The 20,441-nt window shown below is 46.9% G+C and carries 17 protein-coding genes and 1 tRNA gene; 9 read left to right on the forward strand and 9 right to left on the reverse strand.

Translation table 11 applies throughout. The annotated features are described in order from the left end of the window. Nucleotides 1–3: 3 nt before the first annotated feature. From IS446_RS01425 to IS446_RS01435, 3 genes are all read right to left on the reverse strand, one after another. Complete coding sequence (locus IS446_RS01425) at nt 4–1,104, reverse strand: efflux RND transporter periplasmic adaptor subunit (RefSeq protein WP_235996362.1); 1,101 nt, start codon at nt 1,102–1,104, stop codon at nt 4–6. Nucleotides 1,105–1,108: 4 nt separating this feature from the next. Further along, the gene (locus IS446_RS01430; RefSeq protein ID WP_203057635.1) at nt 1,109–3,451 is read right to left on the reverse strand and encodes a TolC family protein; all 2,343 of its coding nucleotides are present in this window, start codon (nt 3,449–3,451) and stop codon (nt 1,109–1,111) included. A gap of 212 nt (nt 3,452–3,663) precedes the next feature. Further along, nucleotides 3,664–4,572: a DUF6607 family protein gene (locus IS446_RS01435; RefSeq protein WP_203057637.1), complete on the reverse strand. Its 909-nt coding sequence runs from the start codon at nt 4,570–4,572 to the stop codon at nt 3,664–3,666. Nucleotides 4,573–4,786: 214 nt separating this feature from the next. On the opposite strand from IS446_RS01435, the gene IS446_RS01440 reads away from it, so the two are divergent. The 3 genes from IS446_RS01440 (at nt 4,787) to IS446_RS01450 (ending at nt 6,474) form a co-directional block, all read left to right on the forward strand. After that, nucleotides 4,787–5,296 carry a c-type cytochrome gene (locus IS446_RS01440; protein ID WP_203057639.1) on the forward strand — a complete coding sequence of 170 codons (510 nt, stop codon included), beginning with the start codon at nt 4,787–4,789 and terminating at the stop codon, nt 5,294–5,296. Between the two features lie 409 nt (nt 5,297–5,705). After that, entirely contained in the window at nt 5,706–6,170 is a 465-nt protein-coding gene (locus IS446_RS01445) for a hypothetical protein (RefSeq protein ID WP_203057641.1), read from the forward strand. 124 nt (nt 6,171–6,294) lie between these two features. Beyond that, entirely contained in the window at nt 6,295–6,474 is a 180-nt protein-coding gene (locus IS446_RS01450; protein ID WP_203057643.1) for a hypothetical protein, read from the forward strand. 112 nt (nt 6,475–6,586) lie between these two features. Here IS446_RS01450 and IS446_RS01455 read toward each other — a convergent pair whose 3' ends face one another. Continuing rightward, on the reverse strand, nt 6,587–8,944 hold the full coding sequence (locus IS446_RS01455) for a TonB-dependent receptor (protein WP_203057651.1): 2,358 nt from the start codon (nt 8,942–8,944) through the stop codon (nt 6,587–6,589). A gap of 430 nt (nt 8,945–9,374) precedes the next feature. On the opposite strand from IS446_RS01455, the gene IS446_RS01460 reads away from it, so the two are divergent. Together IS446_RS01460 and IS446_RS01465 are read left to right on the forward strand one after the other, a co-directional pair. After that, on the forward strand, nt 9,375–9,959 hold the full coding sequence (locus IS446_RS01460) for a hypothetical protein (RefSeq protein ID WP_203057653.1): 585 nt from the start codon (nt 9,375–9,377) through the stop codon (nt 9,957–9,959). 37 nt (nt 9,960–9,996) lie between these two features. Then, nucleotides 9,997–10,617, forward strand: coding sequence for a hypothetical protein (locus IS446_RS01465; protein WP_203057655.1), 621 nt, complete (start codon nt 9,997–9,999; stop codon nt 10,615–10,617). Between the two features lie 483 nt (nt 10,618–11,100). On the opposite strand, the gene IS446_RS01470 is transcribed toward IS446_RS01465, so the two are convergent. Continuing rightward, nucleotides 11,101–11,174, reverse strand: a tRNA-Ile gene (locus IS446_RS01470). A 177-nt stretch (nt 11,175–11,351) separates the two neighbouring features. Beyond that, nucleotides 11,352–11,756, reverse strand: coding sequence for a methylmalonyl-CoA epimerase (gene mce / locus IS446_RS01475; protein WP_203057665.1), 405 nt, complete (start codon nt 11,754–11,756; stop codon nt 11,352–11,354). Between the two features lie 120 nt (nt 11,757–11,876). On the opposite strand from mce, the gene IS446_RS01480 reads away from it, so the two are divergent. The 3 genes from IS446_RS01480 (at nt 11,877) to IS446_RS01490 (ending at nt 14,119) form a co-directional block, all read left to right on the forward strand. Then, a complete protein-coding gene (locus IS446_RS01480; RefSeq protein WP_203057667.1) occupies nt 11,877–12,308 on the forward strand; it encodes a hypothetical protein in 432 nt (143 codons plus the stop codon). A 212-nt stretch (nt 12,309–12,520) separates the two neighbouring features. Next, nucleotides 12,521–12,913 carry a 30S ribosome-binding factor RbfA gene (gene rbfA, locus IS446_RS01485; protein ID WP_203057671.1) on the forward strand — a complete coding sequence of 131 codons (393 nt, stop codon included), beginning with the start codon at nt 12,521–12,523 and terminating at the stop codon, nt 12,911–12,913. A 3-nt stretch (nt 12,914–12,916) separates the two neighbouring features. Then, nucleotides 12,917–14,119, forward strand: a complete 1,203-nt coding sequence (locus IS446_RS01490; RefSeq protein WP_203057672.1) for an ABC transporter permease — start codon at nt 12,917–12,919, stop codon at nt 14,117–14,119. Nucleotides 14,120–14,411: 292 nt separating this feature from the next. Here the strand turns inward: IS446_RS01490 and dusB are convergent, their stop codons facing one another. Then, nucleotides 14,412–15,404, reverse strand: a complete 993-nt coding sequence (dusB, locus tag IS446_RS01495; RefSeq protein ID WP_203057673.1) for a tRNA dihydrouridine synthase DusB — start codon at nt 15,402–15,404, stop codon at nt 14,412–14,414. Between the two features lie 77 nt (nt 15,405–15,481). Further along, on the reverse strand, nt 15,482–17,893 hold the full coding sequence (locus IS446_RS01500; RefSeq protein WP_203057674.1) for an outer membrane beta-barrel family protein: 2,412 nt from the start codon (nt 17,891–17,893) through the stop codon (nt 15,482–15,484). A 154-nt stretch (nt 17,894–18,047) separates the two neighbouring features. Between IS446_RS01500 and lepA the strand changes: the two genes are divergently transcribed. Then, nucleotides 18,048–19,844 carry a translation elongation factor 4 gene (gene lepA / locus IS446_RS01505; RefSeq protein WP_203057675.1) on the forward strand — a complete coding sequence of 599 codons (1,797 nt, stop codon included), beginning with the start codon at nt 18,048–18,050 and terminating at the stop codon, nt 19,842–19,844. A gap of 47 nt (nt 19,845–19,891) precedes the next feature. Here the strand turns inward: lepA and IS446_RS01510 are convergent, their stop codons facing one another. Further along, the gene (locus tag IS446_RS01510; RefSeq protein WP_203057676.1) at nt 19,892–20,440 is read right to left on the reverse strand and encodes a hypothetical protein; all 549 of its coding nucleotides are present in this window, start codon (nt 20,438–20,440) and stop codon (nt 19,892–19,894) included. Nucleotide 20,441 lies beyond the last annotated feature (1 nt).

A 20,441-nucleotide genomic window follows, 5' to 3' on the forward strand; every position in this document is an offset into this window, starting at 1 on the left:
AGATCATTTATACAGTTTAACCTCCTGCCCGTCGAGCAGGGTTTGCAGTCCTGCCGTAGCGATACGCTCCCCTTTTTGGAGTCCGGAATTCACGATAAATCCTTCGGAGGTCAGTTCTCCCAGGTCTACGGGTTGCTTCCTAACGAAGAGGGCCGAATCTTCTTCCTTGATCACATAGACAAAGTTCGATTCGCTGTCTTCTCCCACGGCATAGGCGGGCACTACCAGTCTGTTCTTTTGTTCTTCGGGTGTATCAGAAAAGTTAAAGGTCACACTCGCTGCCATCCCGCTTTTTACCTCATCGGCATCTTCTTCCAGGCGTACCCGTACCGGATAGGTGGCGGTGGCAGCATCTACTGCAGGAGCCACTTCGGTCACCACTCCCTTATAGGCCCTTCCGGGCAGGGAGGTAAAGGTTACCAGGGTTTTTAGTCCTACCTTGACCTCATTGATCACACTCTCGGGAATACCGAGGCTGATCTCCATATCGGTACCCGCATTGAGGACGGCGACCACCTGTCCGGGACTCACATTTTCATCGACCTCGGCACTTATGCCGGAAATGGTTCCATTTTCGGGCGCATAGAGGTACCCAAACCGTATTTGTTCTTCCTGGATCGCCACACTTCTTTTTGCCGATTCAAAACTCTGCTGGGCGGTGCGGAAGGAGTTTCGCGCCGCTTCAAAATCGCTGAGTGACAAACTCCCTTCCTCATACAGTTTTTCTACCCTGTTGAGGTTAAGCTTAGCCGTATTCATTTGCGACATGGCACTGTTCTGCTGGGTAATAGCCTGTTCGTGCGCAAGTCTTGCCTGCACATTATCCAGTTCGCCGAGGAGCTCTCCCTTCTTCACGTTTTGTCCCAGGTTCATATCGAGATTGATAATGATCCCACTATTGCGAAAACTCAGGTTGATGATCTTTTCGGTGCGGGAAGATCCGCTAAAGGTGCGTATCCTGTCGCCTTTTAAATAGTCCACATCGGTATATTTAACAGGGCGAACGATCTTTTCTTCCTGAACCTCTTTCTTACAAGACGCCCCCATGAAGAGCATCATGGCGCATCCCAACATGCAGAGGCGATAAAAAGCGTGTTTTTTCATGTGATTAGTTTTGATCCAAGTATTCGATGAACCGTTGTTCAAATTCTATATTCTCTTCAGGCGTATGCAGCAGGAAGCTGTAACCGATAAGGCGCTCCAGCTGTATAGCGTTCAGCAAGTAGTTATAGGTGGCATTCGATTGGGCGAGCTGGGCCCTGAGCAGGTTGTTCTGCGCATCGATCAATTGCACGATGTTCACTGCTCCCTGGGTATACGACTCCTGGGTGAGTTGCAGCACTTCGCGGGCCGTTTCGGCCGAGATCTCTGATAAGCGAATGTTGGAGACCTGGTTGATCAGGTTGTACACCACAGCACGAATATTGGTCTCGTTATTCTGTACGAGTCCGCTACGCTGAATTTCCAATTGATCTTTTTGTATCTCCGAGGTTTGGCGCTCTATGCTGAACCGATTCTGCTGAAAAATAGGCAGGCTTACATTGACCCCGGCGGTGAGAAAGCCTTTGGGCCTGAGGTCTCCGGCACCTTCTCCCCATTGATTAAAGTCATAGGTGTAGCCACCTTGCAAGCCCAACTGCGGTAGAAGCCTGCCGGTGGTATTGAATTTAATATTGCGTTCTGTGGCCTCCAGGGTACGGTCGAGCACCTTAAATTCCGGGAGGTTGCGTTCGGCCTCCTCGATTAGAAAGGCAATAAAAGGCTCCCTAAGCTTCGGATTGTCCAGCAGGTCTGAAAGTTTATCGTAGTTATACGAGGTAAACACTCCCCGGCCAAGCTCGGCATCCTGAATAGCGATAGGGATATCCAGGGGAATATTGATCTGTCGTTTGATATCGATATAGGCCACGCTGAGCTGGTTACTCGCCTCGATCAGGCTTTGGGTGTTCTGGGCCATCTCACTGCGAAACCGCAGCATATCGGTTCTTCCCGATTGTCCCGCCCGGTAATTCTGTTCTGCCAGCTGAAGGTTTCTGCGGGTGAGGTCGCGGTTCTCCCTTTGAATGCTCAGATTGATCTTTGAGATGAGGGCATTGAAATAGAGGGAAGACACCTGGAGAATAGCGTCTAGTGTGGCTGTATTGAACTGTTCTTCCTGGGCTTCCCGAAGGCGCTTTTGAATGCTGATATTGGCATTGGCCGCCTCGGAGAACACCAGCTGATTTACCGAGAGGTTTCCCTGGGTGGCGAATTCCGGAAGTAAGGGTGAAAATGTACGACCGGCATCGCGATAGCTTCCGGAGGCGGCAGCATTGACATTAGGAAGATAGGAGCTGCCTGCAAATTTCACATCCTGACCGCTCAGTTCCACGTCTTTTTGCTGTTGCTGAAGCTGTAGGTTATCCCTAAGGGTCTTATCGATAAGCTCCAGGAGGTTATACGTGTAATCTACCGGAATACCGCTGTAATTCCCCAGGATATTAGATCCTGCCAGCAGGCTGTATTTCAGCGGAAGTTCGATCCGGTTGATGGTATTGATATTTAAGGTGAGTTGTTCGTTAAGGTCGAGGAATACTGGCATGTCTTCCAGGGGGGTGCCACTAATGTACTGCTGAACATTCAGGGCGATCCTTCTGAAGATCCTTGTAAAATTATCGGCTCCCTGGTTGGTCGCCATGATCCCATTGGACACATCATTGTAGAAGGAGGACGTAAAAGAAGGAATCTTACGGTCGATCAGGGCATTTGCCAAATCCTTGATCTCTGCATCGGTGAGGTAAAACGCTTCTGCCAGGTAAACAGCATCAACAGCATCCAGCTGAGGCGCCAGCTCTTCGGCCCGCTCATAGAACAGCAGCTCATGCTCTACCCCCAGCTCGGCCGTGACCTTATCGAAGGTTTCCTTAAGGTTGAGGGCTTCGTAAAAGGCCTTTCGCAACATGATCCCCACCTTGTTGAATTGGGTGAGTTTATGAAAGGTCTTGAGGTCATTTTCCAGGGATTGGTTGGTCACCAGGTAGTGAAAGTTGGGTACGCCGGATGTTTCACCTTCCAAAGGAAGCTTGAGGCCGGGAGCATTTATTCCTGCGAACGAGATCACCGGCTTGGGAAATACCGGATCTTTAAGGAGCACCTCATTATTCAGGGTTCCTATACTCAAGATGAGGTCGGCATCCGATACCTGTAGTTCCCGGTATTGGGCGCGTGCCGTTTCAATGTTAAAATTATTGACCTTGAATAATTCCTTAGGAAAGGTAACGCGTGCATCTTCTCCCACTACCCTTGTGATCTCCTGTTGCAATTCGCCGAGCAATTGTTCCGACTCTTCTGTCTGCACCTCCATCATGAGGGCAATTCTGAATTCAGGGGACTGCTGGGCATAGGCCGGATGCAATGTCAGCAACAAACTGAATACACAAGTGCCTATAAACAAAATGATTCTTGGATGCATGAAGACTGGTTATCTGATTGAAAGACTATTGATCTTTCAAAGTAGCAAGAACCGACTGAACCCTAAAGGTTTACCGATTAATTACTCATAAAATAGGGTAAATAAGACATGGATATTTATATCATTGTCCGTCAAAAATAAACCCCGGGATCACTTCTCTCGTTGAAGTAACCCCGGGGCAGATAACCACGATGAGATTGCAGGCTTTTGAATTATTTACCAATAAAGGTATCGATCACCTCATCTATGGACTCCTTGTCGCTATACGCCTCATTATCTAAGAGGTAATGAAACAGTGGTTTATCGTCGAGACTTTTTCTGAGTAAAAGGTCTTGTTTTTTGGCAAAGACCGTTTCCCATTTGCTGCGCACCTTCGCCCACTTTTCGGCATGTGCAGCCCAGTAATCGATGGCCGCCTTACATTTACTGCTGTCTACTTTTGTATAGGTATTGTACCCTTTCTCTTCTGCCAGCACCTGGTCTTCTGCATCGGCTTTGCGTATCACCTTCTGGTTGTCCTGCTCATGAACCCATCCGTTTGGGGTGATCTCATGGCGGTTTAATCTGGAGGTTACGTTATAATCCTTTCGAATAGAAAACTCCCTTCGCGGGAGGGGCGCATCGGCCTTGCTCTCCCAGTAGCTCTTGCCATCTACGTGTACCCAAGAGGCCGTGCCTTCGTATCGCGGACTGTCATCGACCTGGAAGACCTTTTGGGTCCACTGCCCTTTCACCGCTTCCGGGGTAAGGGAGGTGTAGGTCCACTTGTTCCCGTGATCGTAGGTGTAGAGGTCGGTATTCTCATAGATCCAATCCTGTCGCCAGTGTTTGACCACCTGTTTGGCCTGTGGGGGTCCCACCACGAGAAGGTGTTGCATGACGATCTTGTTATCGCTGTCTTCGACCAGTTCTACCCACTCAATGCCCCCGGAATGTTTGTCGGCAGAAGGCATATAGGTCGAGTCATTGGCGTAGTTGAAGGTTTCGGCAAAGTTGAACTTTACCTCATAACAGCCACACATGTCTTTGATGGCTTTTTTGTCCTGGGTTTTTTTGTCTTGGGCAGTTAAGGACAGGCTGCCGGCGAGGGCTAACGCAGTTACTACAAGTTTCGATCTCATAACTAATTTTTGTGATTTTAAGTTGACAGATTTAGCATCTGAGGTTGCATCGATCAAAATTATATGTAATGAGTCTAAATAAAAATAATAATGGTTTTATATTTTTTATGAATGCATAAATGCTGAAGGTCCGACGACTTTTTAACATGACAACCATCATATCTCAATTTAACAGCGGGCTGTATCTTGCTTAAAGTTCTGTAAGCATGTACATATGAAGTCTTCATTATTCTTATTCGCCGCCGCGCTTGTGTTGGCATTTACAGGTTGTAAATCGGAAACAAAGGAAAAGGAAACCTTCTCCTATGAGCAACCAAATACCTCATCTAAAAAAGCATCATCACAAAATGACGATGCATTAAAACCATCGCAGACCGTTGATCTTTCTACTAAAGGGATCGGCCCGGTAACGGAAGTTGTTCTTCCGGCAACCATAGATGCAGAAATGGCTGCCCGTGGCGAAAAGGTTTTTGTCAGAGCATGTACGGTTTGTCATACCACAGACAAGCGCATGGTTGGTCCTGCGATGAAGGGGATCACCAAAAAACGCACCCCGGAGTGGATCATGAATCTGATCATTAATCCGCAAAAAATGGCCATGGAAGATCCGTTAGCCAAAGCCTTGTTGGAAGAGTACAAGCAGGCCATCATGCCCAACCAGGGCATTACCGAAGCCCAGGCCAGAGACATCCTGGAGTATTTCAGGCAGATCGATGGGGAGTAAGGTCTTTTAACGTGAACCGAGAGTCGAGAGTCGCTCTTTTTACTTATTACCTATTACTTTTTACCCCTGGTAAAACCTTTACTGCTTTACGCTCCGAAGCTTAAGCGTAGGAGCTCTTTACCCCTTTACCTTCATTCATGAGATTGCCACGCCCTGCTATCGCATGGCTCGCAAAGACACGAGGATATCTTGCGTAGGAAGATTTTATCGAGAGGTGCTTCAGCAGTTGCTGTCATTTCCAATTTGTTCTCGATACACCGCCCCTTCAGGCCGGCACTCGAACTGACCCCTTTGTTACTCTTGTCACCCCTGTTACCCTTGTCACCTCTGTTACCCCTGTTACCTTTGTCACCTATCACCCTTTGTAACATTTCCGTCCCTCCATCGTCTTCTATAAAAACACATCAACATGAAAACAATAGTTATGACGCTTATGGCGCTTTTTATGGCCTCCTCTATGGTTGCCCAACAGCGTATTAAAGAAAAGGACGTTTTAGGAACGTGGAAATTCAAACTCGATCTTAAGGAGGCTATCGACGAAGAGTCGGAAGACATGGGCTTTTTTGAAGGAATGATCGCCAAAGCCGTTTCAGGAATGGCTCAGGATATTGTCAATGAAATGGACATCACCTTTAATTTTAAGCGCGATCATGTCGTACTCCTTACCATCAATAATATCGAAGAAGACAAAGAAGAAATTGAAGAACTCACCTGGCAGATCAACGACCGCGGATATGTTGTCATCGACGATATCGACAATGACAATGTACAGGTAAACAACGACGGCTACTGGATCGTTCAGGGCGACAAACTTATTGCCTATGACGACGATGGCTCTGAAGAAACTAAAGTTTGGATGGAGCGCGCTAGATAGCCCCACCCCATAAACAAACTGACAAAAGACCTCCCGCTCATCACGGGAGGTTTTTTTGTATCCATCCCCTCGAATTTTCGTAAATTAGATAGAAATAACTTCCTGATAACCAAAACGAAAAATCATGACCAATTCCAAGAATGATAAAACCACCTGGGCTATTGGCGGCGGTGTCCTTACCGGGCTCGGCGCAGGCTTCTTTTTTCTGAGCTCCTCCCCCGCCCTTTATTTTGTAGGCTCCATTATCGCCGGTTTAGGTATCGGACTCATCATTACCTCCATCCTCTCGGTGATACAAAGGTAATCAGAATAGCACTCTATTCCTTAAAGCAAACACAACTGCATAAAAAAAGAACCCCCTCCTGAACAGGAAGGGGTTGCATTCTTAAACTCCTATGTAGGCTTCCGGATTTCCTCTAAAAATCTACCACGATCCCGATACTCGGAATGGGTTGCCCTGTATCGCTATCCAGGGCCACCAGGGAGCGGGGCTCTACGATGCTTCCATCAGGGTTCCTGTTCAATCCGTATTCTGTAGGTTGGGGAATATTTTGCCCCAATACGTTCTGGGCTTCAAAGAATACGTTCAGGGCGAACTTTTTCAGGTTCCATTTCTTATCGATACGGATATCCAACTGACTGAAATTCGCTAGTTTTTCTTCCCCTAAACGATCGTAATCCAGTACCACTTCCGGGTAACGCTCCAGGGTAGCTTCTACATCGGTAGGCACGAATGGCGTTCTTCCCGCAAAGCGGTAGCGGGAACTGAACTCCCAGTTGCGTCCAAACTTATAGCCTCCGGTGAAGGATATCAGGTGACGGCTGTCCCATACCGATGGCAGGTATTCATCACTATCCAATCCGGTAAATTCACTAAAGAACCAGGTATAGGCAAAGATGCCATAGAAATTATCGGTGAGTTTTTGCTGGAACTGCAATTCGGCACCATAGCTTCTCCCTTGTCCGTTAGTCACCACATCTTCACTCCCCAAAACTTCGAATCCGCCCCCCTTATTGGCCAGGGAAACCCCATCGACCACAGAGACCGGGTAATCGTCATAGCGCTTGTAGAAGCCTTCAACCGAAATGGTAGCCGACGGACTAAAATAGTGCTCAACACCAAGCACGTAGTGATCACTCAGGGTATAATCCACGTCCTTGTTCAGCAGGTTTCCGGTATTGTCGCGGAAGCCAAGGATGGTATATGGAGGGATCTTGTAATAGCGCCCGAGGGAACCGTTAAGCCTCCAGTTCTTCACGAACTCATAAGAGAGGGCCAGGCGCGGGGAAAAGGTCGAGAGCAGGTCGTCGTTCTCCGTAAACGTATCGTCGTCCATACGGAAGCCAAAAGACACATCCAGCTTATCGTTGAAAAAGGATTTGGTGAGGTTGGAGAAGAGTCCGTATTTAAAGAAGTTAATGTTGGTATCGAATTGCAATCCGCCATTCACATCGATGGTCGAATTCTCGTAATCGGAGAACTGCGCATTGAAACCACTGGTCAGTTTCCATCCATTAAAAAAGTTGGTCATGGCATAGCGCAGCTTGGTTTCTGACTCTACAGCGTCGTTGTTAAAGAGCACCCCTTCTTCATTCTCAGAATCCTCATAACGGGTAAATTCATTGTTGAGCACGTTATTGCTCAGGGTGGTTTCCATGAAACCTGTACCGTCCTTGAAGCGCTTCCTCCATGTTACCCCGATGGCATTGGTACGCTGGTTGATAAACGGCGCCTGCTCCAGGGCAGCCTGCTGATTCTCATCGAATTCTTCAGGGGCTTCCAGGGTAAAATCGTCAATAGATCCGAGTCCGATGAAACTGATCTCGTTATAGGCATCGATCTTATGGTTCACCTTGTACTGGTAATCCCAGTAGCTGGGACGGAAAGGCAATCCGATCACGCTGAAGAGGAACTGCAGGTAGCTGCGACGTACCGAAGCGAGGAAGGTCGTTTTGGACTCATCATTGTTGCCCTTGAACAGTGGCCCTTCGAAGGTAAGGGCGGCCTCACTGGCACTCACACGGAAGTTCCCCCGGAACTGACGGGCGTTTCCGTTGCGCTGGCGGAATTGTAAAACTCCGGACAGCGGATTGTCGTACCGTGCACCAAAGGCCGAAGTAGACAGGGTTACATCTTCAATAAAAGAGACGTTAACCATCCCAACGGGTCCGCCCGCACTTCCCTGGGTTGAAAAGTGGTTGATGTTGGGAATTTCCATTCCGTCAAGGTAGTACACCGTTTCATTGGGCGCACCCCCGCGAATGATCAAGTCGTTTCGGAATCCGCCGATCGAGGGTGATACTCCGGGGAGCGACTGGGCTACCTGCACCACATCGTTATTACTCCCGGGATAAGTGGCGATCTCTACGGCCGAAAGCGATTTGGTAGAGAGGGGTGTTTCCTTGGGGCGGCTAATACGGTTGGTTTCGGTAACCACCACCTCATCGAGCACTTCGGTATCTTCTTCAAGGGTGAAGTTGTAATCGGGAGTTCCCACCGATCGCACGAGGATGTTGAATTTGGTTTGGGTTTTGAAGCCGATATAGCTCGCGATCAGGTTATAGGACCCGGGGCTTACGTTCTTGATCACGTACTTCCCGTCCATATCGGTCTGGGCACCTTGCTGTGTGCCTTCGAGAAATACGGAAGCCCCGGGAATGGGTTCCCCAAGCTTATCGGTAACCGTACCGTAAATATTAGTCTCCACCTGGGCCATGGTGAGCTGAAAGGCCAGGAGGGTAAGGATGAATGCAAAGAATCTTTGAATTGCCATTACATGTAAAGGGTTAAATATTTTTGTTTCAAAAATACGCCGCATCACTTAAACAATATTCTTTATTCATAGGTATTCTTTATACGGTTATAAATGCAGGTGTAAAGAGCTTAGGGTGAAGGGGGTGTTGACGGGGTTTAAGAAAATTTTAAAACGGGAAAAATCATCCCCTGGTCCTCCCGATACCGCGGACGTCCTCGTTAGTGGGGAATGCAAGTGAAGATATATATGCCTTGGTTAGCCCGCTGCGCTTCAGAAAAATGTTTTTAAGCGATTAAGGACATTCTTTTTTTTTGAGTAAAAAATCTATATTTGAATCTTTGAGGTAAAAATCCCACGAGATATTGCCATTATAGCCCTTCCCAGGCTTATTGCAGATCTTCATTTAAAAGCCTGCAGAGGCATTCGATCTTAGGAGGAAAAGAAATCGTTGAATCCGATCATAAAGAATATAGACATGAAGTCCCCAATATTAAGCATCGTATCTACTATAATTTTAATGGCTTTTTTCCAGAATGGATCAGCCCAAAATTCAGCGTCTCACACTTCCCTGGAGAACGTTTGGAGAGTTAAGTTCATTAATCCGGGTGTTGAGTATGAGCTTCCCGCAGGCAATACCACTTCCTTTATTTTTAATGCCGGAATTGGATATGGGGGCAGTTACCCGGAATTAGGGCGCGGCTCCGGATTTCAATATGTTATTGCTCCCTTCATTGATATAGAGTTCAGAAAATATTACAATCGGGAAAAGCAATTTTCAAAAGGCAGATCAGTACACTACAATTCGGGGAATTTCGTGTCTTTCAGAGCTGTCGGAAACGGATGGGCCATTGCTGAAAATGTGAATAGAAAAGATGATCTCGATTTTGCAATAGGGCCTACCTGGGGCCTGCAAAGAAACTTTAATAAATTACATTTCCTCATGAATCTTGGGCCAACATATTATTTCAATACCATAGGCAACTCCGGGTTTTATCCCTTAATGCTCCAACTAAATTTCGGCCTGAATCTTTAGATCTGCTAAAAATACAAGAAAAGGAAAGTTACTGCAGGTGCTCTTATCTGCGGCTTTTTTTATTGTTCTCCATGCTGAAGCCCAAACCCCACGCCCTTTCGCTAAACTGAACGGCTTCATCAGTAAAGAGCTCAATAACAATTTTTATCCGCAGATCGATCTGGGCCTGGAATTGTTCAGCATCCCGTTCTTTGCCCCTGAGGTTTCCTATTCCTATTTCGCAGCGCAAACCGATGAGATCGTCATTTTAACAAGCCCCAACCCATCCCGCATACAGATCAATTCCTGGGTTAAAGGCAGCCTGATCACCCTGACACCTAAAATAGCGATCCCTTTAGAGGAGTGGACACTATACTTTCTGCCGAATTATTCTTTTGGAAAAGCTACGGCCGATTCACGAAGGGAATCTTTGGTGAATGATGACGTCAATTTTGAAAGGGTTACCTATGCTGAACGTGTGCGTTTCTTCAGTTTTGGAGTGGGATTTGAGAAAGACCTAACAGAGAAGATCAGTTGGGGAGGACAGCTCATGTACACCCAAAACAATTCCGGAAGGATCCTGGAGAACATTGAGTTTAATGATCCTGAATTAGGATTAAAGGGTATTAATCTGGAAACTATCGGTTTTGGCGTAGTTGTCTATTACGACCTTTTTTGATCTATTGGGTTAGCTCGCTGCGCCCTTCGTAGCTGAAGCGAAGAAGGGCTGCGATCGCTGGGCCAGGGGACCGAGCGTTAAGAAAATAGCCTGTGGCTGTTTTTAGCGAAGGGGCCAGCCGGCGCGCTGGCGGAGTGAAAATGTTAACCCATGCCCTTTTACTGTATAATACATCAAAGTGTGGCTCCTTCCCCTGTCGGGGAAGGTGGCATTGCAAAGTAAAGACGGAAGGGGGGGGAATACGATCCAAAGCTCACTGGGTGTTTCACCTGGGTTAGCTCGCTGCGCCCTTCGTAGCTGAAGCGAAGAAGGGCTGCGGTCGCTGGGCCAGGGGTTCCCGCTCCTGAAAATGTTAAACCCACGCCCTGCTTCGCAGCGCTAGTTTTTTTATTACTCTTACACTCTCCAAAAGCAAGCTTTTTGTCCGTTTCAGAGCAATAAAAAAACCCCCACTCCATTCAGAGTGAGGGTTTACGCTTTAAGTGGTCCCACCTGGGCTCGAACCAGGGACCACCTGATTATGAGTCAGGTGCTCTAACCAACTGAGCTATAGGACCAATTCTTTTACGGGAAAAGAATTTTATTTTTGGTTATTCGCTTTCTTACAGAACGTCTTTCAGATTCGCACTTTCAAAGTACACATTTAATCTGAAAATCGGAGTGCAATATTACTACTAATTCTGCAACAGTGCAAACCTTTTACTCCTCAAATTAGGAGGGACAAGGCTTCACGCTTATTCTTCGATATCCTGACAAAGCTCGACCAGAACGCCATTCGTGTTCTTAGGGTGTAAGAAGGCTACCCACTTATTATCTGCTCCTCGTTTTGGGGTTTCATTCAATACGATGAAGCCCTCCCCTTTCAGGCGTTCGATCTCCTTATGGATATCGCTAACAGCAAATGCAATATGGTGGATCCCCTCCCCTTTCTTTTCAATGAATTTAGCTATAGGACTATCTTCTTTTGTGGCTTCCAGTAATTCGATCTTGCTCTCTCCCATTTCAAAGAAAGAGGTCTTTACCCCTTCTGATGCGACTTCTTCTTCTTTATATGGGGCAACGCCAAGGAGTTTGGAAAACAATTCGTTCGAGGCAGTAAGGTCCTTTACCGCAATGCCTAAGTGCTCTATTTTATGCATATCTGATGGTTCTTTATTTAAAGATTTCCTAAGTTTATAAGACGGAAATAATTGTAGTATGAAGGTACGATTTACCCCCTGAAACCTCCAACCTGTTTTTAATAAAATTAAAGATCTACGATGACCAGATCCGAATTCATCACGGCCTGCGAACGGTTAAATGTGAACATGCTGGAACCTTTGATCGAAGACCACGAGGAGTTCTGTGGTATGCCTAAATGGGAATTCCTGGCTTACCTCCGTGACCTATTTGCCGAACTGGACGATCAGGAAGTGGGTTCACTGAAAGCAGTGGAGCAGTTCTGTAGGGTCTGTCATCCCAAAATGGAGATCCTGGAATTTTACGAATTTACCCATGCATCCGAATACTGGCGATATCACAGGCGACTGGATGATAAGCGGGTCGTGATCCCTAAATTTGCCTTTGCCATAACCCGTAATACGAAAAACCATTTTGATATCGAACGATGCTTTAATTCCAGCGGATTTAAAGGACCCGGATCCTTTAAAGGTAAAATGGAACTCCTTAAGCTGATCCAGAAGAAAGTGTAATTGTCGATAGCCCGGATATTTCTTTATCACTTCATCATCCAACATAGCTTTAGCGAAGGTGGACATCACCTTATAATCCCTTCACTGTCCGGGCAGATCGCTTCGTCACTTCCCTACTCGCGAAGACAGCATAACTGTCTAACTCCCCCCCAAATAACCTCATAACCTTATAACTTCGTAACCTCGTAACTTTATTTCGTACTTTTGCATTTATGGAGACGAACAGACAGAAGAAGATCGCGGGGGTTTTACGGAAAGACCTGGCCGATATATTGCAGAGAGCAGCCCAGGGGGGCGGACTCACAAACACCCTGATCAGTGTGACCAAGGTAAAGGTGACCACCGACCTTTCAATTGCTAAGGTATATATTAGCTTTTTCCCGCCGGAGAAAGGAAAGGAGCTCCTGGACGGTATCCGTTCCAATCAGCCACTTATCAAGCACGACCTGGCACAGCGTACAAAGAACCAACTGCGCAGGGTTCCGGAACTGGAATTTTTTATTGACGACTCCCTGGAGTACATCAACAAGATCGAGCGCTCCCTGAAAGGAGATGACAACCCCATTGATAACCCTGACCTATTAGACAAAAGACAGCGTTCCTAAGCATTGAACATTGCCCTTTACATAGCCCAACGCTACCTGGTATCCAAAAGCTCCCAGAATGCCGTGAACATCATCAACCTGGTGACCTTCCTGGTGATCGTGATCGGAGCCGCGGCTTTGTTTATCGTACTTTCGGCCTTTGCCGGACTCAAAACCTTTAGTCTTTCCTTTGCGAATAATTTTGATCCCGACCTGAAGGCTACGGCCTCCACAGGGAAATACTTTGTACTTGAGCCGGAAGAAGAGCAGAAACTGGAAGACCTTGAAGGCGTAGCGGCCTTTTCTAAAGAGATCGAAGAACGCATCTTTCTCACCCATGACCAAAAAAATCACGTAGGCTGGATCAAGGCCGTAGATACCAACTATCCGCAGGTAGTGGCCGTTGATACCCTGGTCTATTTTGGCGATTGGATGCAGGACAACCCTTATGAGGTAGTTCCCGGAATCACCATTGCCAACCTGCTTAACCTGGGCATTAACGATTATCGGAGTCCGCTGCAGATCCTTGCACCAAAGCCCGGAGAAGGAAGTATTACCCGCAGTAAAAAGCCATACAATCAGCTATCGGTTACCGTTTCCGGGGTCTATGCCGTGAACGAGGAACTCGATAAGAAATATGTTTTTGCCTACCTGCCCACCGTGCAGCCCTTACTGGAAAAAGACAGCCTGGAGATCACCGGGATCAATTTTAAAATAACTCCGGAAGCCGATGAGGCTACCGTGATCGCCGGAATTCAAAACATTCTTGGGAATAAGACCATCGTGAAGAACAGGGCTCAGCTTAACGATGCCCTATACAAGATGCTCAATACCGAGAACCTGGCCATCTACCTCATCTTTACCCTGGTGCTTATCATTGCCCTCTTCAATGTCGTGGGAGCTATTATCATGATGATCCTCGATAAAAAAGGTAATCTCACCACCTTATTTAGCTTAGGCGTTCCTATTAAAAAACTACGAAGGATCTATTTCCTTCAGGGATTACTTGTAACCTCTGCAGGAGGCTTATTAGGGATCTTCCTCGCTTCGTTATTGGTATGGAGTCAGATCGCTTTCCAGTGGATACGCCTTACCCCTTCCCTGCCCTACCCCGTAGAATTCCAGTTTTCTAATGTACTCCTGGTATTCGCTACGATCTTTGTACTGGGCTTTATCGCCTCTAAGATCGCTTCGGCAAGGATCAATAAGGCGTTGCTTACGCTTTAGAATCAAGAACCAAGAATAAAGAGTAAGGAATAAAGATGATTTTGTGTGATTCGGGAGTCGAGAATCTGAATCGCCCTTATTACATATTACCTGTTACCGCTGTCACCCCTGTTACCTTTGTCACTTCTCTTTACCTCTTTACGCTCCGAAGCTTTAGCGCAGGAGGGCTTCTCCCCTTTACCATAAAAAAAAAGGCCCTCCATTTCCGGAAAGCCTTCTTCTATATTTTCGCGTCTCGCATCACGCGTCTCACATTTCACTCTTAGCTCTTAGCTCTTAACCCTTAGCCCGATCAAGCAAACTGAAAATCTGCAAAATCGGCCAGCGCTTCATCAAAAGCAGCAAACACATCGGCTGCCTCATCGCTGGTCACCATTTTGGTGCGGTGCTCCTTGAAGTGCGGAATGCCCTTAAAATAGTTCGTATAGTGACGACGGGTTTCAAACACCCCAAGCTTATCTCCCTTCCAGTCGATAGCCATCTGTAAATGCCTTCTCGCGGCCTCTACGCGCTCTTCCATAGTTGGAGGTGCCAGGTGTTCCCCGGTCTCGATAAAGTGCTTTACCTCCTTAAAAAACCACGGATAACCGATACTTGCACGACCGATCATCGCCCCATCGAGTCCGTACTCATCACGCATCTTCACCGCCATCTCAGGCGTGTTCACATCACCATTACCAAAAACAGGAATGTGCATGCGCTGATTATTCTTTACCTCAGCAATGGGACCCCAGTCGGCATTACCCTTATACATCTGGGTACGGGTACGGCCGTGAATAGAAATTGCCTTGATACCCACATCCTGGAGTCTTTCGGCTACCTCAACGATCTTAATGCTGTTGTGATCCCATCCCAGACGTGTCTTTACGGTCACAGGAAGGTCGGTACGCTTCACCATCTCTTCGGTGAGCTTTACCATAAGGGGAATATCTCTTAGAATACCGGCTCCGGCATTCTTACATACCACTTTCTTTACGGGACACCCGAAGTTGATATCAATAATATCGGGCTTGGATTCAGCAACGATATCTATAGCCTGCAGCATGGAATCCAGCTCCGAACCGAAGATCTGTATACCCACCGGACGCTCCTTTTCATAGATGTCCAGCTTCATGACGCTTTTGGCAGCATCGCGTATGAGTCCTTCCGAAGAAATAAACTCTGTATATACCACATCGGCCCCCTGCTCCTTGCATAACTTCCTGAAAGGCGGATCACTCACGTCTTCCATCGGTGCCAGCAGCAATGGGAAATCTCCTAATTCTATATCTCCGATCTTAACCAATTTCCTCTATTTTAGGGATTTGCGGTGCAAAGATAATCCATTTTAGCATATAACAAGAAGTTTAAGAATTCCTTAAACTAGCTTCCGGCGTTAAGTCGCTCCAGTTCAGCCGGATTGTTTCTGCTGCGGTTGTTGTCGTTGAGCCTGAAGTTTCCGAAGTTATAGCGAAAGGCCAGGAAGAATTTACGCGTTTCGGGACGTGCCAGGAAGCCATTATCCTGGTTGAGGTACCTGGAATTCATCTGTACGTTAGTGGTATTGAAAACATCATTAAGTCCCATAGTTAAAGAAGCCCTGTCGTTCCAGAGATTCTTGCGCACCGAAATGTCGAGGTAATGCATGTTCTGATATTTTTCAGACCCGGAGATCATATCACTAATAAAGACATAAGAGACATCCAGGTTGGTATCTTCCTTTTTACCTAAAGTGGTTCCACTGGAGAGGAAAGTCAGAAATCCGTTGGTATTGTTCTTCACCAGGATATTTCCGCTTTCCCTGGCTATAAATTGATTTTCCATATAATACCCCGAGGCCACCACATAGGCGTACCAATTGCGCATAATATTTAACGGCGCCATAAAATCCAGGTTATACTGCCTGAACTGCTGGATATTCTCTTCTCTTCTATACAACTGCCTGTTCCCATTGTCCTGGAAGGGCAGGCTGTTGATATCCCCGTCTATATTCTGGAACCCAATCTCAAAAGTATAGGTATTATTATAGGTGTAGCTCAGGGCCAATTTATCTTCAATGGCCCGGGTGAGCTCTGGATTTCCTTCATTGTAGCGATCTTCAATGATGTAATACCTGAACGGATTCAGACTCTGGTAGCGCGGACGCGTAAGGCTTCTTCCGTAACTCATGCCGTAGCTGTTCGCTTCTGAAGGAACATATTGCACACCCAGGGAAGGAAAGATCCCGAAATATTTTTGGGTGTTAACGTCGCCCAGGGCGATCGAATTGGCGGTAACATCGGTATACTCCATACGAGAGCCCAACTGAAGCTCCCACTTTTCCCATGATCGTCCGTATTCTGCATAGAACGCATAGATCGCCTCGTTATAGTCAAAATCATCATCCAGGGCGTTATCCGGTATAGAAGGTCCGGAAAAGCCGATACCACTGGAAGAATTGATGTTCACGAATTTGAGTCCCGTCTTTACATCGCCTCCGGCCCAGGTGCCTGAGAGATCGGTTTGCAGGGTGAAGATGTTGGTTTGCTGTTGCCCTTCGGTATCAAAGGCATTAAGATCTTCCGGTACGCCGAAAGGATCGAAGTAGGCCGTAGTAAGGGCTTGTAGCTGATCTTGTTCGTAATAAATATAATTGGCCACACTCTCCAGGGTGGTACCCTCATCATCGAGCTCGGTGTCGAATTCGGCACCAAACACGTAATTATAGGTGTCATACTCCATATCGCTATCGGTGTTGAAGTAAGACGCGAGGGTATTGTCCGGTCCTGCGATATTGGTAACCGCTGAATTGTCAAAGGTCTTGTCCGGAGACCAAAGCACATTGGCACTAAGACTTAGCGTACTGCTTTCGCCGGTATCGATATCGAGAATGGCATTTACGCTATGGTCGTTAAGACGAGTGATCTTTTTAAAGTTGGTATTCCACGCTTCGGTGCCCTCCCCTACATCGGTGAAATTGATGAACGACAGGTCGTTCTTGAACAACTTGCTGCGATTAAAATTGTAGTTGAAGAAAAAGTCAAGTCCTTTGGTCTTGTAGTAATGCTGGGTGTTGAAGTTGTATTTTGGATACACCGCGAAGGTTCCCCTGGTTTCCAGAGACCCCTTATACCCTATCGATACATTGCTACGGGTAACGATGTTGAGTACCACGCTCCCTTCGGCGTCATAGCTTGCCGGCGGATTGGTGATCACCTCTACGGCTTCGACATTTACCCCTGCAAATCCCTGCAGCAAACTGTTGAGTTCTGCATTGCTCAGGTATACGCGTTTATCGTTAAGATAGACCACCGGCTCTGAGTTCTTGACCATAAGCTGCTCGTTCATCACGATGACCCCCGGTGTTCGCTTCAGGATCTCATATCCCGATAATGAAGACAGGGTCGTATTGGCCACATTAAAAACGAGGCGGTCAGGACGTTTTTCTATGGTAGGCTTGCGATAGCTCACCGTTACCCCTTGAAGGGTTTCGGTAGCCGGCATGAGCTTTATGGTTTCTGTAGCGGTATTTCCATTAACCTCCACCGGCAAAAAATGGGTTTGATACCCTATATACGACGACTGGATCACATAATTCCCTGCAGTAACATCCTGAAAAAGGAAACGACCGTCGTCACCGGATATCACCCCGTTCACCAGGGTCGAATCCTGAGCATTCAACAAAAGAATATTTACAAAGGAAAGTGGAAGATCCTCACTGTCAGTGATCTTTCCGGAAAGATCATAATCTTGTGCAGTACTTAAAAAACTGCATAAGAAGAATATCCCGAAAATTTTAACAAAAGGTCGGTGCATAAAGTAGGTCGGCGGTTAATTTCGCTTAAAAATAATGCTTTATTAACAATATCAAACCCGAAAGGTCAAAATTGTGGTTTCTATCGGGCGGCATTCTTGAGCCTGCGTATTAAAATACCGTATATTTGCACACTCATTCGATGTAAAGACGGCTATGAAGCATATAAGAAACTTTTGTATCATCGCGCATATTGACCACGGTAAAAGTACCCTGGCCGACCGTTTACTTGATTTTACGGGAAGCGTTACCGAGCGCGAGAAACAAGACCAGTTACTTGACAATATGGACCTGGAGCGCGAGCGTGGAATTACCATTAAGAGCCACGCCATCCAGATGGAATATCACTATAAAGGGGAAGATTATATCTTAAACCTGATCGACACCCCCGGTCACGTGGATTTCTCTTACGAGGTGTCCCGCTCTATTGCGGCTTGTGAAGGGGCTTTGTTGATCGTTGATGCCGCCCAGAGTATCCAGGCACAGACCATCTCTAACCTCTACCTTGCCCTTGAGAACGACCTGGAGATCATTCCTGTGCTCAATAAGGTCGATCTGCCATCGGCGAATCCTGAAGAGGTAACAGATGACATCGTAGACCTGTTAGGTTGTGATCCTGAAGATGTGATCCCTGCCAGTGCCAAGACCGGTATCGGGATCGAAGAGATCCTCGAAGCTATTATCGAGCGCATTCCGGCACCCAAAGGAAACCCGGATGAGCCTTTACAGGCACTGATCTTTGACTCCGTATACAATCCGTTTCGCGGCGTAGAGACCTACTTCCGTGTGATCAATGGAGAGATCAAAAAAGGACAGAAGATCAAATTCCTCGCTACAGGTAAGAGTTACGATGCCGATGAAGTAGGAACCCTTAAGCTCAAACAACAGCCTAAGCAGGTGATCAAAACCGGTGATGTAGGATACCTGATCACAGGGATCAAAGATGCCCGTGAGGTAAAAGTGGGTGATACCATTACCGATGCGGCAAATCCAACTGCCAATATGATCGAAGGGTTCGAGAACGTAAAACCTATGGTATTTGCAGGGATCTACCCGGTAGATACGGAGGATTACGAAGAACTTCGAAGCGCTATGGAAAAGCTTCAGCTTAACGATGCTTCCCTCGTATTTGCGCCGGAGAGTTCTGCAGCCCTTGGTTTTGGATTCCGTTGCGGATTCCTGGGTATGCTTCACCTGGAGATCATCCAGGAGCGTTTGGAGCGCGAATTCGATATGACCGTGATCACCACGGTACCTAACGTAAGTTACCACGCCTATACCAAGAAGGAGCCCGATACGAAGATCATCGTGAACAATCCGTCAGACCTTCCGGAACCTTCAAAACTGGACAGGGTAGAAGAGCCGTATATCAAGGCTTCGATCATTACCAAAGCCGATTTCGTAGGACCTGTAATGTCCCTGTGTATCGAAAAAAGAGGGGTGATCACCAATCAAAGCTACCTCACACCAGAACGTGTGGAGCTGAGCTTTGACCTGCCTTTGGCCGAGATCGTATTCGACTTCTACGACCGTTTGAAAACGGTATCTAAAGGATATGCCTCTTTCGACTATTCGCCACTGGGTATGCGCGAATCCAAGCTTGTAAAAGTAGATGTACTTATCAACGCCCAGTCGGTAGATGCCCTGTCTGCGCTTATACATACCGACAACGCCTATAACATTGGTAAAAAGATGTGTGAAAAGCTCAGAGAACTTATCCCGAGACAGCAGTTCGATATTCCGATCCAGGCTGCTATCGGTGCCAAGATCATCTCCAGAGAGACCATCAAGGCCCTTAGAAAGGATGTAACCGCAAAATGTTACGGGGGTGATATCTCACGTAAGCGTAAGCTTCTTGAAAAGCAGAAAAAAGGTAAAAAGCGTATGCGCCAGGTAGGGAACGTAGAGATTCCGCAACAGGCGTTCATGGCCGTACTGAAACTCAACGACTAAACGTTAATCCACCATATAAAAAAAGCCTCCTGAACAGGGGGCTTTTTTTATGTTTGTTCTATTTGGGTATGTCCCTCCCGGTCAACGATGAGCACGTAATCCCGTTGTTCTTTGCTAAAGATATTTCGGTAGGAAAAATGGCAGTAAAGCCATTCTGAAGTGCTGCTCTCTTGGTCGATCTCAAAGGAAGTCAAACCCGCCAGGTTCCAGAAGGAGTCGTCTCCATCGTTCTTCAGGGCAAGGGCCTTTAATGACGTATTCCTGAGTAGTTCACGCTCGCGATAGCGGAAATCCAATAGGGTATCGTATACCGCAAACTCCGGATTAAACACCTTCGATTTAACGTCAAGAGATAAGGGCCTGTTGTTCTTTTGAGTACGAATGACCTTACTGGTAATTTTAAATCCGCTGGCCATAACGGTATCCGTAACCTTGTTAAACTGTGACCCCTCGCCAAAGTCCGGGGAGATACTGCGATCGGTATTCACCCAACGGGAAAGTCCGCTATCCGGATTTCCGCTCTTACCCAGGTGGGCAAAAACCATCACCAGGGAAAATACCAACACGGTAACCGGGATCAGACTTTTTGTTTTCATC

Source organism: Robertkochia sediminum (genome assembly GCF_016786255.1).
Taxonomy (GTDB): domain Bacteria; phylum Bacteroidota; class Bacteroidia; order Flavobacteriales; family Flavobacteriaceae; genus Robertkochia; species Robertkochia sediminum.

Excerpts from the sequence above, each read along its gene's own strand:
- IS446_RS01425 (WP_235996362.1), bottom strand. The coding sequence starts at position 1,104 with ATGAAAAAACACGCTTTTTATCGCCTCTGCATGTTGGGATGCGCCATG.
- IS446_RS01430 (WP_203057635.1), bottom strand. The coding sequence starts at position 3,451 with ATGCATCCAAGAATCATTTTGTTTATAGGCACTTGTGTATTCAGTTTG.
- IS446_RS01435 (WP_203057637.1), bottom strand. The coding sequence starts at position 4,572 with ATGAGATCGAAACTTGTAGTAACTGCGTTAGCCCTCGCCGGCAGCCTG.
- IS446_RS01440 (WP_203057639.1), top strand. The coding sequence starts at position 4,787 with ATGAAGTCTTCATTATTCTTATTCGCCGCCGCGCTTGTGTTGGCATTT.
- IS446_RS01445 (WP_203057641.1), top strand. The coding sequence starts at position 5,706 with ATGAAAACAATAGTTATGACGCTTATGGCGCTTTTTATGGCCTCCTCT.
- IS446_RS01450 (WP_203057643.1), top strand. The coding sequence starts at position 6,295 with ATGACCAATTCCAAGAATGATAAAACCACCTGGGCTATTGGCGGCGGT.
- IS446_RS01455 (WP_203057651.1), bottom strand. The coding sequence starts at position 8,944 with ATGGCAATTCAAAGATTCTTTGCATTCATCCTTACCCTCCTGGCCTTT.
- mce (WP_203057665.1), bottom strand. The coding sequence starts at position 11,756 with ATGCATAAAATAGAGCACTTAGGCATTGCGGTAAAGGACCTTACTGCC.
- IS446_RS01480 (WP_203057667.1), top strand. The coding sequence starts at position 11,877 with ATGACCAGATCCGAATTCATCACGGCCTGCGAACGGTTAAATGTGAAC.
- rbfA (WP_203057671.1), top strand. The coding sequence starts at position 12,521 with ATGGAGACGAACAGACAGAAGAAGATCGCGGGGGTTTTACGGAAAGAC.
- IS446_RS01500 (WP_203057674.1), bottom strand. The coding sequence starts at position 17,893 with ATGCACCGACCTTTTGTTAAAATTTTCGGGATATTCTTCTTATGCAGT.
- lepA (WP_203057675.1), top strand. The coding sequence starts at position 18,048 with ATGAAGCATATAAGAAACTTTTGTATCATCGCGCATATTGACCACGGT.
- IS446_RS01510 (WP_203057676.1), bottom strand. The coding sequence starts at position 20,440 with ATGAAAACAAAAAGTCTGATCCCGGTTACCGTGTTGGTATTTTCCCTG.